The organism is Microlunatus antarcticus (genome assembly GCF_014193425.1).
GTDB lineage: Bacteria > Actinomycetota > Actinomycetes > Propionibacteriales > Propionibacteriaceae > Microlunatus > Microlunatus antarcticus.
In genome coordinates this window covers 1,767,538-1,780,613 of sequence record NZ_JACHZG010000001.1, presented here as the reverse complement: position 1 = coordinate 1,780,613, position 13,076 = coordinate 1,767,538, and the positions used below count along the sequence as shown (strand labels likewise).

General features: G+C 73.8%; 12 protein-coding genes. 6 read left to right on the top strand and 6 right to left on the bottom strand.

The features are described from left to right. The first annotated feature begins 69 nt into the window (after positions 1 to 69). Positions 70 to 462 carry a peptide-methionine (R)-S-oxide reductase MsrB gene (msrB, locus tag FHX39_RS08185; protein ID WP_332836940.1) on the top strand — a complete coding sequence of 131 codons (393 nt, stop codon included), beginning with the start codon at positions 70 to 72 and terminating at the stop codon, positions 460 to 462. 75 nt (positions 463 to 537) lie between these two features. On the opposite strand, the gene hemQ is transcribed toward msrB, so the two are convergent. The 3 genes from hemQ to hemE all read right to left on the bottom strand — a co-directional run bounded on the left by hemQ (position 538) and on the right by hemE (position 3,797). Next, on the bottom strand, positions 538 to 1,236 hold the full coding sequence (hemQ, locus tag FHX39_RS08180; protein ID WP_183337598.1) for a hydrogen peroxide-dependent heme synthase: 699 nt from the start codon (positions 1,234 to 1,236) through the stop codon (positions 538 to 540). Positions 1,237 to 1,297: 61 nt separating this feature from the next. Then, on the bottom strand, positions 1,298 to 2,683 hold the full coding sequence (gene hemG / locus FHX39_RS08175) for a protoporphyrinogen oxidase (RefSeq protein WP_183337597.1): 1,386 nt from the start codon (positions 2,681 to 2,683) through the stop codon (positions 1,298 to 1,300). Positions 2,684 to 2,696: 13 nt separating this feature from the next. Continuing rightward, complete coding sequence (hemE, locus tag FHX39_RS08170) at positions 2,697 to 3,797, bottom strand: uroporphyrinogen decarboxylase (RefSeq protein WP_183341108.1); 1,101 nt, start codon at positions 3,795 to 3,797, stop codon at positions 2,697 to 2,699. A 92-nt stretch (positions 3,798 to 3,889) separates the two neighbouring features. Here hemE and FHX39_RS08165 point away from each other — a divergent pair, with 92 nt between their 5' ends. From FHX39_RS08165 to FHX39_RS08150, 4 genes are read left to right on the top strand one after another with little or no spacing between them, the layout of a single operon-like run. Further along, positions 3,890 to 4,501 carry a DUF3000 domain-containing protein gene (locus FHX39_RS08165; protein ID WP_183337596.1) on the top strand — a complete coding sequence of 204 codons (612 nt, stop codon included), beginning with the start codon at positions 3,890 to 3,892 and terminating at the stop codon, positions 4,499 to 4,501. After that, positions 4,498 to 5,856, top strand: a complete 1,359-nt coding sequence (locus tag FHX39_RS08160; RefSeq protein WP_232530599.1) for an HRDC domain-containing protein — start codon at positions 4,498 to 4,500, stop codon at positions 5,854 to 5,856. Before FHX39_RS08165 ends, FHX39_RS08160 begins: the two co-directional genes overlap by 4 nt. A 9-nt stretch (positions 5,857 to 5,865) precedes the next feature. Beyond that, complete coding sequence (locus FHX39_RS08155; protein ID WP_183337595.1) at positions 5,866 to 7,068, top strand: thiolase family protein; 1,203 nt, start codon at positions 5,866 to 5,868, stop codon at positions 7,066 to 7,068. After that, positions 7,065 to 9,203 carry a 3-hydroxyacyl-CoA dehydrogenase NAD-binding domain-containing protein gene (locus tag FHX39_RS08150; RefSeq protein WP_332836731.1) on the top strand — a complete coding sequence of 713 codons (2,139 nt, stop codon included), beginning with the start codon at positions 7,065 to 7,067 and terminating at the stop codon, positions 9,201 to 9,203. The genes FHX39_RS08155 and FHX39_RS08150 overlap by 4 nt, the downstream gene beginning before the upstream one ends. A 28-nt stretch (positions 9,204 to 9,231) precedes the next feature. Here FHX39_RS08150 and FHX39_RS08145 read toward each other — a convergent pair whose 3' ends face one another. The 3 genes from FHX39_RS08145 to FHX39_RS08135 all read right to left on the bottom strand — a co-directional run bounded on the left by FHX39_RS08145 (position 9,232) and on the right by FHX39_RS08135 (position 12,533). After that, entirely contained in the window at positions 9,232 to 9,912 is a 681-nt protein-coding gene (locus tag FHX39_RS08145; RefSeq protein ID WP_183337594.1) for an NADPH-dependent F420 reductase, read from the bottom strand. Positions 9,913 to 10,097: 185 nt separating this feature from the next. After that, complete coding sequence (gene dxs, locus FHX39_RS08140) at positions 10,098 to 12,026, bottom strand: 1-deoxy-D-xylulose-5-phosphate synthase (protein WP_183337593.1); 1,929 nt, start codon at positions 12,024 to 12,026, stop codon at positions 10,098 to 10,100. Positions 12,027 to 12,161: 135 nt separating this feature from the next. Beyond that, positions 12,162 to 12,533 carry a hypothetical protein gene (locus FHX39_RS08135; protein ID WP_183337592.1) on the bottom strand — a complete coding sequence of 124 codons (372 nt, stop codon included), beginning with the start codon at positions 12,531 to 12,533 and terminating at the stop codon, positions 12,162 to 12,164. 65 nt (positions 12,534 to 12,598) lie between these two features. Between FHX39_RS08135 and FHX39_RS08130 the strand changes: the two genes are divergently transcribed. After that, the gene (locus tag FHX39_RS08130) at positions 12,599 to 13,036 is read left to right on the top strand and encodes an HIT family protein (RefSeq protein WP_183337591.1); all 438 of its coding nucleotides are present in this window, start codon (positions 12,599 to 12,601) and stop codon (positions 13,034 to 13,036) included. Positions 13,037 to 13,076 lie beyond the last annotated feature (40 nt).

The window sequence follows — 13,076 nt, the reverse complement described above, 5'->3', positions numbered from 1 at the left end:
GACATCGTGAGCGATCTCGACAACACCCAGACCAGCACGTCGACCAATCCCGCCGCCCAGGTCGGCAAGGTGGTCAAGTCCGAGGACGAGTGGCGCGCGCAGCTCAGCCGGGCCGAGTACCGCGTGCTGCGCGAGGCGGGCACCGAGCGGGCCTTCACCGGCGAGTACACCGACACCAAGACCGAGGGCGTCTACGCCTGCCGTGCGTGCGGCACCGAGCTGTTCCGCAGCGACACCAAGTTCGACAGCCACTGCGGCTGGCCGTCCTTCTTCGCGCCCCTGGCCGAGGAGCGCGTGCGCTACATCGAGGACAGCAGCATGTTCATGAAGCGCGTCGAGGTGCGCTGCGCGACCTGCGACTCCCACCTTGGGCACGTCTTCCCCGACGGCTACGGCACCCCGACCGGCCAGCGCTACTGCATCAACTCGATCAGCCTCACGCTGGAGCCGGCGAAGGCCTGAGCCTTCACCCTCTTCTGACAACGGGGTGGATCTGACCGCGTCTACGCGGTCGGATCCACCCCGTTGTCGTCGGAACTACCAGCGGGCGAGGATCTGCGACAGCTCCTGGCGCCGTCCGGTGTAGAACGGCACCTCCTCGCGCGTGTGGCGACGGGCCTCGGCGGAGCGGAGCGCGCGCATCAGGTCGACGATGCGGTGCAGCTCGTCGGCCTCGAAGGCCAGCATCCACTCGTAGTCGCCGAGCGCGAACGAGCTGACCGTGTTCGCCCGGACGTCCGGGTACGGGCGGGCCAGCATGCCGTGCTCGGTGAGCATCCGGCGGCGGTCCTCCTCCGGCAGCAGGTACCACTCCAGCGACCGTACGAAGGGGTAGACGCAGAGGTAGCCCTTGGGGTCCTCCCCCGACATGAACGCCGGCACGTGGCCCTTGTTGAACTCGGCGGGCCGGTGCAGCGCGACCTGGGACCACACGGGCTCGAGGCCGCGGCCGAGGTCGGAGCGGCGCAGCGCGTGGTAGGCGTCCTGGAGGGTGTCCGAGCTCTCGGCATGCCACCAGACCATGAGGTCGGCGTCGGCCCGCAGGCCGGAGACGTCGTACCAGCCGCGGATCTCGAAGTCGGTGTTGTGGTGGTGCTCCGCGTCGCGCGTGCCGCGCTCGATGGACCGCAGCGCGCCGTCGGCGACCTCCTCGGCCGCGTCGTCGAGCGGTCGGGTCGCCCGGAACACCGACCACATCGTGTAGCGGATGGTGTCGTTGATCTCCCGCGCCTTCATGCTGCTCCTGCTTCTTCTGCCGTGCTCCCCGCCGGACGGCGGAGACCAATCCTGCCACCCGTCAGGACGCCGGCCGGTCCGTCAGGTCTGCCAGCACCTTGGCCACCGCCGCTTCGGCGCTCGCCAGGCACGCGGGCACGCCGACCCCGTCGAGGTAGGCGCCCGCGACGGCCACCCCGGGCACGCCCGCGACCTCGAGCCGGAGGCGGTCGACGAGCGGGACGTGGCCGAGCCCGTACTGCGGCAGCCCACCACCCCAGCGGGTCACGGTCGCGTCGAGCAGGGTGGCCCGCTCCCACCCGGACAGCGTCGCGGTCTCGGCGAACGTCCGCCGCACCAGCGTCGCGTCGTCCACCTGCAGCACCCCGACGTCGCCCGCCCTCCCCACGCTCGCCCGCAGGGCCGCGACGTCGTCCCCGTACGCCTCCCGCGTCCGGTCACCGACCCAGGCCCACTTCGCCGAGGAGTAGGTCAGTGCCTTGACGCTGGGCAGCTCGCCGGGCGGGACGAGCAGGCCCGAGTCGGTCGGGACGAGACCGCGGACGAGCATCGAGACGACGGCGACCGACGCGTACGGGACCGCCGCGAGCTCCGCGAGCACGGGTGCCCCCGGGGCCGCCCCGGCCAGCAGCCGGCTCGCCGCCGCCGCCGGGGCCGCGAGGACCACGGTGTCGGCGCGGACGTCACCGGCGGAGGTCGTCAGGACGAGCTGACCGCCGGCTCGCCGCAGGCCGGTGACGGTCGTGGCCGTGCGCAGCTCCACCCCGAGGTCGACCAGCCGGGTGACCAGCGCGTCCACGATCGTGCTGACCCCGCCGACCACCCCGGCGAACACCGGCCCGGCGCCCGGGCGCAGGGCGGCGCGGGCGTGCCCGGCCAGGGAACCTCCCGTCCGGGCCGCCGCGAACAACGCCGGCGCGACCGCCTCGAAGGACAGCGTCCGCGAACGTCCCGCGTACACGCCGCCGAGCAGCGGCTCGAGCAGCCGGTCGGTCACCTGGGGTCCGAAGCGCTCGTCGACGTACGACCCGATGGTGACGTCGTGAGCCAGCGGTGGGGCCTCACGCCCGGTCTCCCCCGCCGCGTACGCGGCCGCCTCGGGGGTGAGCAGCGGCGCCAGGGCCGCGGGGTCGGTCGGGACGCCTTGCAGCGACGGCGGAAGTCGCCGCGGACCGCCCTCCACGAGGATCCGGGGCGACGCCGACGTCGGGGTGGTCCGTCGCTGACCGAGCCCGACGGCCTCGACCAGCCCGACGGCCTCGGGACGGCGGGCCAGCAGCGACTCCACGCCGCCGTCGAGCATGAGCTCGCCGAGCCGGACGGGCGCGAGCTTGCCGCCCCACCGCGGCCCGGCCTCGAGGACGGTCACGTCCAGACCCGCCTCGCTCAGCCGGAGGGCGGCGGACAGCCCGCTGATGCCACCGCCGACGACGACGGCGCCGGTCACCGGGACCCCTCCGTCACGGGGTCAGCGCGTCCGCGCGGATCCCCGGCCCCTCGGCGTGGACGAGGTCGACGACGCGGGCGAGGACGTCGGGGTCGGTCTCGGGCGGCACGCCGTGGCCGAGGTTGAAGATGTGGCCGGGCGCGGAGGCACCGGACCGGATCGCCTCGCGCACGCGGTTGGCGACGAGGGGCCACGGGGCGCCGAGCACGGCGGGGTCGAGGTTGCCCTGGACCGCGTACGCCGGGCCGAGACGCTCGCTGGCCGAGCCCAGCGGGATGCGCCAGTCGACCCCGACCACGTCGGCGCCGGCCTCCCCCATCAGCCCGAGCAGCTCACCCGTGCCGACCCCGAAGTGGATGCGTGGGACGTCGGCGACGGCGGCGAGCACGCGGGTGGAGTGCGGGGCCGCCGAGGCGGTGTAGTCGGCGGCGCTGAGGCTGCCCGCCCACGAGTCGAAGAGCTGGACGGCCGACGCGCCGGCGTCGACCTGCGTCCGCAGGAAGTGCGCGGAGAGGGTGGCGAGCCGCTCGCACAGGTCGTCCCACAGCTCCGGGTCGCCGACCATCAGCGCCTTGGTCCGCGCGTAGTCCTTGCTCGGCCCGCCCTCGACGAGATAGCTGGCCAGGGTGAACGGGGCGCCGGCGAAACCGATCAGCGGGGTCGCTCCGAGCTCGGCGACGAGCAGGCCGACGGCCTCGGTGACGAAGGAGAGGTCACCGGGCTCACGGGGCACCAGCCGGTCGAGGCCGGCCCGGTCGCGGACGGGTTCCGCGACGACCGGGCCGCGGCCGGGGACGATGTCGAGGTCCACGCCCGCCGCCTTCAGCGGCACCATGATGTCGGAGTAGAAGATCGCCGCGTCGACGCCGTAGCGCCGGACCGGCTGCAGGGTGATCTCGGCGACGAGGTCGGGCCGCGCGCAGCTGTCGAGCATCGCGATGCCCTGGCGGACCCGCTTGTACTCGGGCAGCGAGCGCCCCGCCTGCCGCATGAACCACACCGGCAGGCCCTCGCCCTGCGAGCGGCGGCACGCCCGGACCAGCAGGGAGGACGAGGGGTCCGCCGCGGTGTCCGTCCGGGCGTCGACCGCCGTCGTGGCAGGCGTGGTCGTCATCGCGTCGGGCACCCCACGATCCTTCCACGCTTCTCGTACGGCCCCTGGCGCGCCAGCCCCCATACGAGGTGGCGCGCCCGTACGCTCCACGGGTGGTCGCGCACACGGAGGCCGTCGTCGCGCCGGACGAGTTCCGGCGGGCGGTCGAGGCGATCACGGCCGCGGTCTGGCGGCCCGAGCTCGCGATCGAGGACATCCCGGCGCCGACGCGCATCGCGCCGTGGTCCAAGGCGCTCACCGCCGACGTGCTGGTCGGCGACGACGAGATCGGGAACGGTCGCCTCGTCCTGCTGCACGACCCGGCCGGCAACGACGCGTGGCAGGGGACGTTCCGCTGCGTCACCTTCGCCCGCGCCGACGTCGACCCCGAGATGGTCACCGACCCCCTGCTGGCCCGGGTCGGCTGGTCCTGGCTGCTCGACGCGCTCGAGGCGCACGGCGCCGAGTACACCGCGCCCAGCGGCACCGTGACGTCGGTGGCCAGCGAGTCGTTCGGCGGCATGGCCGACCACGACCCGCGCGCCGAGGTCGAGGTGCGGGCGTCCTGGACCCCGGTGCTCGAGGACGGCGACGGCCTCGCCGCCCACCTCGCCGCGTGGGCGGAATTACTCTGTACGACGGCGGGCCTTCCCCCGCTGCCCGCGGGCGTGGTGATGATGCCGTCCCGCCGGGGTACCCCGAGCCGAAGCCCCCGGAGACGTTGACCGCCCCACACCAGCCCGCAGCCCCCACCGCCCCGACCGACGCGCTGCCTGACGCCGCCCACGAGACCGCCGCCGTGGACGAGACCGTCGCTGAGGTCCCGCTGCTGACCGAGCCCGCCGACGGCGTGCCCGACGTCGTGGCGACGCCCGAGGCGCTGCTGCGCACGATCGAGGCCCTGGCCGGGGGCACCGGACCGGTCGCCGTCGACGCGGAACGCGCCCACGGCTTCCGCTACAGCCAGCGGGCGTACCTGCTGCAGCTCCGCCGGGCCGGTTCCGGGACGCACCTGATCGACCCGATCGCCTTCGGCCACACCGACGAGGACGACACCTTCGTCGCCGCCGACCTGTCGGAGCTGCGCCGCGCGATCGTCGACGCCGAGTGGGTCGTGCACGCGGCCAGCCAGGACCTGCCGTGCCTGTTCGAGGTCGGCCTGCTGCCGACGGCCATCTTCGACACCGAGCTCGCCGCCCGCCTGCTGGGCTACCCCCGCGTGGCGCTCGGCACGATGGTCGAGCAGACCTTCGGCGTCCGCCTGCTCAAGGAGCACTCGGCGGCCGACTGGTCCACCCGCCCGCTGCCGGCCGACTGGCTGCGCTACGCCGCGCTGGACGTCGAGCTGCTGGTCGAGCTGCGCGACGCGCTGGCCGCCGAGCTCGACGCCCAGGGCAAGCGCGCGTGGGCCGAGCAGGAGTTCGCCGCGCTGGTCGCCGGCGCGGGCGTCCCGGCCCGTCGGCGCACCGACCCGTGGCGGCGTACGTCCGGCATCCACCGCGTCCGGACCCGTCGGGGTCTCGGCCTGGTCGAGTCCCTCTGGAACGCCCGCGACGGCATCGCCCGGCGCCTCGACCGCGCGCCGGGGCGGATCCTGCCCGACGCGGCCATCAGCGAGGTCGCCGAGTCCGCCACCCCGGGGCGCGACGCGCTCCGCCGCATCCCCGCCTTCTCCCGGCGCCAGGCCAAGCGCTTCGAGGCCGAGTGGCTGGCCGCCATCGGCGCGGTCGAGCAGCTCACCGACAAGGAGCTGCCGACCCTGCACCTCGCGGCCGACGGACCCCCGCAGACCCGCGTCTGGGCGGCGAAGAACCCGGAGGCCGCCACCCGGCTCGCCCGGGTCCGGGAGGCCCTCACCGCCCGCGCCGACGAGCTGGGGCTGCCCGTCGAGAACCTGCTCACCCCCGAGCACGTCCGCCGGCTGACCTGGACGCCGCCCGCCGAGCTGACCCCCGCATCGGTCGACGCCGTCCTCGTCGCCTGCGGTGCCCGCCCCTGGCAGCGCGAGCACACCGTCGACATCCTGACGGCCGCGCTGGCGGAGCCGCTGGCTGAGTCGCCGGAAGTTACCGCCGAGTAATCTGCGGGCATGCCGCGCGTCTCCCGTGACGTCGTCTTCGTCGACGGCGTCCGTACCCCCTTCGGCAAGGCGGGCTCGATGTACGCCGAGACCCGCGCCGACGACCTCGTCGTCAGCTGCATCCGGGAGCTGGTGCGCCGTCACCCGGAGCTGCCGCTCGACCGCGTCGACGAGGTCGCCATCGCCGCGACCACGCAGACGGGCGACCAGGGGCTGACGCTGGGCCGGACCACCGCGCTGCTGGCCGGGCTGCCCCGCAGCGTCCCCGGCTACGCGATCGACCGGATGTGCGCCGGTGCCATGACGGCCGTGACCAACGTCGCGTCGGGCATCGCGTTCGGCGCCTACGACGTCGCGATCGCCGGCGGCGTCGAGCACATGACGCACCACCCGATGGGCTTCGACGCCGACGTGAACCCGCGGTTCGTCGCCGAGCGCCTCGTCGACCCCTCCGCCCTGGTGATGGGTGCGACGGCCGAGAACATCCACGACCGTTACCCGGCGATCACGCGCGAGCGCTCCGACGCGTACGCCGCGCTGAGCCAGCAGCGCGTCGGGCGGGCGTACGAGGACGGCATCATCCAGGAGTCCCTCGTCGGCGTCGCGCTGCGCAGCGCCGAGCTGGGCTGGGGCCTCGCCTCGGCCGACGAACCACCCCGGCCCGGGACGACGAGGGAGGCCCTGGCCACGCTGCGGACCCCGTTCCGCCCGCACGGCCGGGTCACCGCCGGGAACGCCGCCGGCCTCAACGACGGCGCCACCGCCTGCCTGGTCGCGGCCGAGGACGTGGCCGGCGAGCTCGGGCTGCCCGCGGCGATGCGGCTCGTGTCGTACGCCTTCGCGGGCGTCGACCCCGAGGTGATGGGCGTCGGGCCGGTGCCGAGCACCGAGAAGGCCCTCGCCAAGGCCGGGCTGGCCATCGCCGACATCGGCGCGATCGAGATCAACGAGGCGTTCGCCGTGCAGGTGCTCGCCTTCCTCGACCACTTCGGCGTCGACGCCGAGGACCCGCGCGTCAACCCGTACGGCGGGGCCATCGCGCTCGGCCACCCGCTCGCCAGCTCGGGGGTGCGGCTGATGATCCACCTGGCCCGCGCGTTCCGCGACCACCCCGAGGTGCGCTACGGCATCACGACGATGTGCATCGGGCTCGGGATGGGCGGCACGGTCGTCTGGGAGAACCCGGCCTACACCGGTGGGGTCGCCGCGTGAGCGCGGTGCTGGGTCGCGAGGAGCTCGCCGCGCTCCTCGAGCAGACCGCGGCCGCGACGCCGGACGAGGTCGTCACGCACGCTCTCAGCCGCGACGTGGCGCTCCCCCACGGCGCCGGCACGGCCGTGCTGATCACCCTCGACAACGGGCTCGACCACCGCCGGCCGAACTCCTTCGGGGCGCGCGGCCTGGCCGCGCTCGACGCCGCCCTCGACGCCGCGCTGGGCCGTGACGACGTGGCCGCGGTGGCCGTCACCGGCAAGCCGTTCGTGCTCGCCGCCGGCGCGGACCTCAGCGCGATCCCCGGGATGACGGACCGGGCCCAGGCCCTGGCGATCGCGCGGATCGGGCACGCCGTGTTCGACCGCCTGCACACCGCCGCCGTGCCGACCTTCGTCTTCGTCAACGGGCTCGCGCTCGGCGGCGGCTTCGAGCTGGCGCTGCACGCGCACCACCGCACCGTCTCGAGCGCCGCCGCGGGCCTCGCCCTGCCCGAGTGCTTCCTCGGCATCGTGCCGGCCTGGGGCGGCTGCTACCTGCTGCCGAACCTGATCGGCGCGGACCGGGCGGTCAAGGTGATCATCGAGAACCCGCTCAGTCAGAACCGGATGCTCACCGGCCCCCAGTACGCCGACCTCGGGGTCGCGGACGTGCTGCTGGACGGGGCGGACTTCCTCGAGCGCTCGCTGGAGTGGGCGGCCCGCGTCGTGGTCGGCGACGTGGTCGTCGAGCGGCCCGAGCCCGACCGTGGCGAGGCCTGGGACGCTGCCGTGGCCCGGGGCCGGGCGATCGCCGACGCCAAGGTGCACGGGGCCGCGCCGGCCCCGTACCGGGCGCTCGACCTGGTGGCCAGCGCGAAGACCGCCGACCGCTACGCCGTGTTCGCGGCCGAGGACGAGGCGCTCGCCGACCTGATCATGGGCCCGGAGCTGCGGTCCGGCCTCTACGCCTTCGACCTCGTGCAGAAGCGGGCCCGCCGGCCCGCCGGGGCGCCCGACCAGCAGCTCGCCAGGCCCGTGACCAAGGTCGGCGTCGTCGGCGCGGGCCTGATGGCCGCTCAGCTCGCGGTGCTGTTCCTGCGCCGGCTCCGGGTGCCCGTGGTGATCTCCGACCTCGACCACGCCCGGGTGGACCGCGCCGTCGCCGGGATCCACGGCGAGATCGACACGCTGCTGGCCAAGCGCAGGATCGGCCCGGACGAGGCCAACCGGCTGCACGGGCTCATCAGCGGGAGCACCGACCTCGCCGCGTACGCCGACTGCGCCGTCGTCATCGAGGCCGTGTTCGAGGAGCTCGAGGTCAAGCGGCAGGTCTTCGCCGAGCTCGAGCGTCACGTCGGGCCCGAGACCGTGCTCGCGACGAACACGTCGTCCCTCTCGGTCGCCGCCATGGCCGCGGGGCTGGAGCACCCGGAGCGGGTGGTCGGGTTCCACTTCTTCAACCCCGTCGCGGTCCTGCCGCTCGTCGAGGTCGTCCGGGCGCCGACGACCGACGACGCCACGGTCGCGACGGCCCTGGGGCTGGCGAAGGCGCTCAAGAAGAACGCCGTGCTCGTCGCCGACGCCCCGGGCTTCGTGGTCAACCGGGTGCTCCTGCGCCTCATGGGCGAGGTGATGGGGGCGGTCGACGAGGGCACGCCGGTGGAGGTCGCCGACCTGGCGCTCCAGCCGCTCGGGCTGCCGATGTCGACCTTCACGCTGCTGCAGCTCGTCGGGCCCGGCGTCGCGCTGCACGTGGCCGAGACGCTCCACGCCGACCTGGGCGAACGCTTCGTCGTGTCGCCGAACCTGCAGGCGCTGGTCGCGGCCAGGCGTCCCGGCCTCTACGACTGGGACGCCGACGGGAGCCCGTACGTCTCCGCGGAGACCACCGCGCTGCTGACGGTGGGCGACGTTCCCAGCACCGCCGAGCAGGTGCGGGACCGGGTGCTGACCGCGGTGACCGAGGAGATCGGCGCGATGCTGGCCGAGGGTGTGGTCGCCGCGCCCATGGACGTCGACCTGTGCCTGATCCTCGGGGCGGGCTGGCCGTTCCACCTCGGGGGCATCACGCCGTACCTCGACCGTTCGGGCTACGCCGAGCGCGTCCTCGGGCGTCGGTTCCTGCCCCCGGGTGTCGCGAGCGTCCCGGCCTGAGAGCTCAGACCGGGACGCCCGCGGCGGTTCAGCGGATGGAGCGGTCGCCCTGGGCGAGCAGCGACTCGATGCGCTCGACCGTGGGCGGCGTGGGGTTCGCGAAGTCGCCGTCCGGGGTGTAGACGCCGACGTACCCGGCCTGGTCGCGCTGGAAGCGCCAGCTGTCGGCGAGGCTGCCCGCGTCGTAGACGTCGTAGCCGATCGACTCGATGAAGTCGGTCGCGGTCTTCTTGGCCCCTGCGTCGTCGCCGGCGATCAGCAGCGTGCTGCGGTCGGCCGCACCGGCCGGACGCTGCATCGAGCCGAGGTGCTGGAAGAAGATGTTGTTGAACGCCTTGACGACGTGCGACTGCGGCAGGTGCTGCTGCACGAGGCCGCTGGTGGTCGTCTGCTTGTCGTCGAGGGCGGCGATGTCGCCGTCACGCTCCGGGTAGTAGTTGCAGGTGTCGATGACGACCTTGCCCGCGAGGGGCGCGGGGTCGACCTGGTCGACCTTGCCGAGCGGGATGGTCAGCACCACGAGGTCGCCGGCTGCGGCGGCCTCGTCGGCCGTGACCGCGCGGGCCTTGGGGCCGAGCTTCGCGGCGAGGTCGGTCAGGGTCTCGGGGCCGCGGGAGTTGGACACCACGACGTCGTAGCCGGCGTCGACCGCGAGCTGCGCGACGGTGCTGCCGATGTTTCCGCTGCCGATGAAGGAGATCGTTGTCATGTCAACTGCAACCGGCTGCTTAGCCCCGCTATTTCAACCGTTCGCGGTGGGGTGGATCACGCCTCCGGTCGGTTTCCCACGTTCACGTGAAAGACCCTCGCTCACCACGGCATATCTGCCGCGGTCAGCAGCAGTTTTTCACGTGAACGTGAAAAACCTGGGGCTCGTGGGACGTAGAGACCCGGTCAGCGGCGGGGAGCCTGCTCCGGGCTGAGGGTCGACTCCTGGGCCACGATCGTCTCGACGACCGTACGGGCGATGTCCTGCGGGGCGAGGCCCAGCTGGGTCAGGAGCTCGGAGCGCGTGCCGTGCTCGAGGAACTCCTGCGCGATGCCGAACTCGCGCAGCGGCGTGAGGATGCCGGCCAGGCGGAGCTCCTGGGCGAGGCGGGCGCCGCAGCCGCCGACGATCCCGTTGTCCTCCACCGTGACCACCAGCTGGTGCGCGGTCGCGAGCCGGAGCAGCGCGGGGTTGACCGGCAGGGCCCAGACCGGGTCGACGACCGTCACTCCGACGCCGTGGTCGGACAGGCGCCGACCGACCTCGAGGGCCGTGCCGACCATCTGCCCGAACGCGACGAGCAGGACCTGCGGCGGCTCGGTCTCCGCCCGGAGCAGGACGTCGACGCCGTCGACCACGTCGACCGCCGGGATGTCGGCGGGGACGGCTTCCTTGGAGTACCGGATGACGGTCGGGGCGTCGTCGACCTGCGAGGCCACGTCGAGCGCCTCGCGCAGCCGGGTCGCGTCCCGCGGCGCGGCGAGCCGGAGCCCGGGCACCAGCTGGAGCAGCGACATGTCCCACATGCCGTGGTGGCTCGGCCCGTCCGGCCCGGTGACGCCGGCGCGGTCGAGCACGAACGTCACGCCGCAGCGGTGCAGGGCCACGTCCAGCAGCAGCTGGTCGAAGGCTCGGTTGAGGAACGTCGCGTAGAGGGCGACGACGGGGTGCAGCCCGCCCATCGCGAGCCCGGCCGCGGAGGTCACCGCGTGCTGCTCGGCGATGCCGACGTCGAAGACGCGGTCGGGGAATGCAGCCGCGAACTTGTGCAGGCCGGTCGGGTAGGTCATGGCCGCCGTGATGGCGACGATCCGCTCGTCTCGGGCCCCGATGCGGACGAGCTCGTCGGAGAAGACCTCGGTCCAGGTGAGGGGGCCGGGTGCGCCGAGCGGGCGGCCCGTGACGGCGTCGATCTTGCCGACCGCGTGGAAGCGGTCCTCCTCGTGCGCCTCGGCCGCCTCGAAGCCGTTGCCCTTGCGGGTCAGGCAGTGCACGAGCACCGGACCGCCGAACTGCTTGGCGTGCACGAGGGCCTGCTCGACCGCCTCGGTGTCGTGACCGTCGATCGGACCGACGTACTTGAGGCCCAGGTCGGCGAACAACCCCTGCGGGGCCAGCACGTCCTTGAGCCCGCTCTTGACCCCGTGCAGGACGTCGTACGCCGTGCTGCCGACGACGGGCGCCTTGCTGACGCCGCGCTTGACCAGGTCGAGCACCTGCTCGTAGCGCCGGTGCGTCCGCAGGCTCGTCAGGTGGCGGGCGAGCCCGCCGACCGTCGGGGTGTACGAGCGCCCGTTGTCGTTGACCAGGACCACCAGCGGCAGGTCGGTGGTCTCGGCGATGTTGTTGAGCGCCTCCCAGGCCATCCCGCCGGTCAGCGACCCGTCGCCGACGAAGGCGAGGACCGTCCCGGGGCGGTGCTGGAGCCGGATCGCCTTGGCCAGGCCGTCGGCGTACGAGAGGGCGGTCGAGGCGTGCGAGTTCTCGACCCAGTCGTGCTCGGACTCGGCCGGGCTCGGGTAGCCCGTGAGCCCACCCTTCTGCCGCAGGCTGGGGAACGCGTCCTGCCGACCCGTGAGGATCTTGTGGACGTAGCTCTGGTGGCCGGTGTCGAAGACGATCGGGTCGGTCGGCGAGTCGAACGCGCGGTGGAGCGCGATCGTGAGCTCGACGACACCGAGGTTGGGACCGAGGTGGCCGCCGGTCCGGCTGACGTTCTCGATGAGGAACGTGCGGATCTCGGCCGCGAGCTGAGGCAGCTGCTCGGGGGCGAGGGCCTTGAGGTCCCCGGGGCTCTGGACCTGTCGCAGCAGGCCGTCGGGGGCGGGCACCATGCCCCCAGGATAGGGGGCGCCCGGTCGACGGACATCAACCCGCGGTCGTACGTCCTGTCGTGCCCGCCAGGACCGAGACGACGTGGGCCACGGCCCGGATCGACCGCGCGTGGGCCCGCCGCCAGCGCTGGCCCGTCACAGCCGCGCCAGGAACGTACGTCCGCGCAGGGCCTCGCCGATCAGGCCGACCGCACGTCGGGTCCGCATCAGCGCCGCCCCCTGCTCGAGCCAGATCTCCGCCGCGGTGTCGACCACGTCGGGCCGCACCTGGCCCCGCAGCGTGGTGCGCACGGTGGCGAGCCCCTCCTGCACCGCGCGGCACTGGCCCTCGACGAACTGCTCGGCGAACTGGGCCAGCACGAGCGGGTGGTGGCGCAGCACCGCATAGCCGCGGAAGTCGGCCGGGCAGCAGTCGAAGAGGTACGCGACGGCCGTACGGTCCCAGTCCGGGGCGCCGGGCGGACGGACGTGGTCGGGCCAGCCGGGTGGGGCGACGGAGTCGGGCATGACCCGACCTTATCGAACACCTGTTCGACCCGGCAAGAGGCCCACCTGGTCGGTACTGTCCCGGTGTGAGCGAGGACGAGCACGACGACGTGGTGTGCCAGGTCGTCCGCGGGACGATCGACGCGGCGGTGGTGCTGCGCACCGACGAGGTGGTCGCGTTCCTCGACATCCACCCGGTGTTCAAGGGGCACGTGCTGGTCTCCCCCGTCCGGCACGTCGACACCCTCCTCGAGCTCGCGGAGGACCAGATGGTCCCGCTGCTCACCGCCGCCCAGCGCGTGGCCCGGGCGATCTCGACCGCTCTCGGCGCTCAGGGCACCTTCGTCGCGGTGAACAACGTGGTCAGCCAGTCGGTGCCCCACCTGCACGTCCACGTCGTCCCGCGGACCAAGGGCGACGGGCTGCGCGGCTTCTTCTGGCCGCGCCAGCGCTACGCCGAGGGCGATCGGGACGCGTACGCGGCCTTGCTCCGCGAGGCGCTGGCGGCGCAGGACGCTCCCTGAGCCGGTCTGAGGCCCACAAACAGCACGCCCCCTGAGGCCG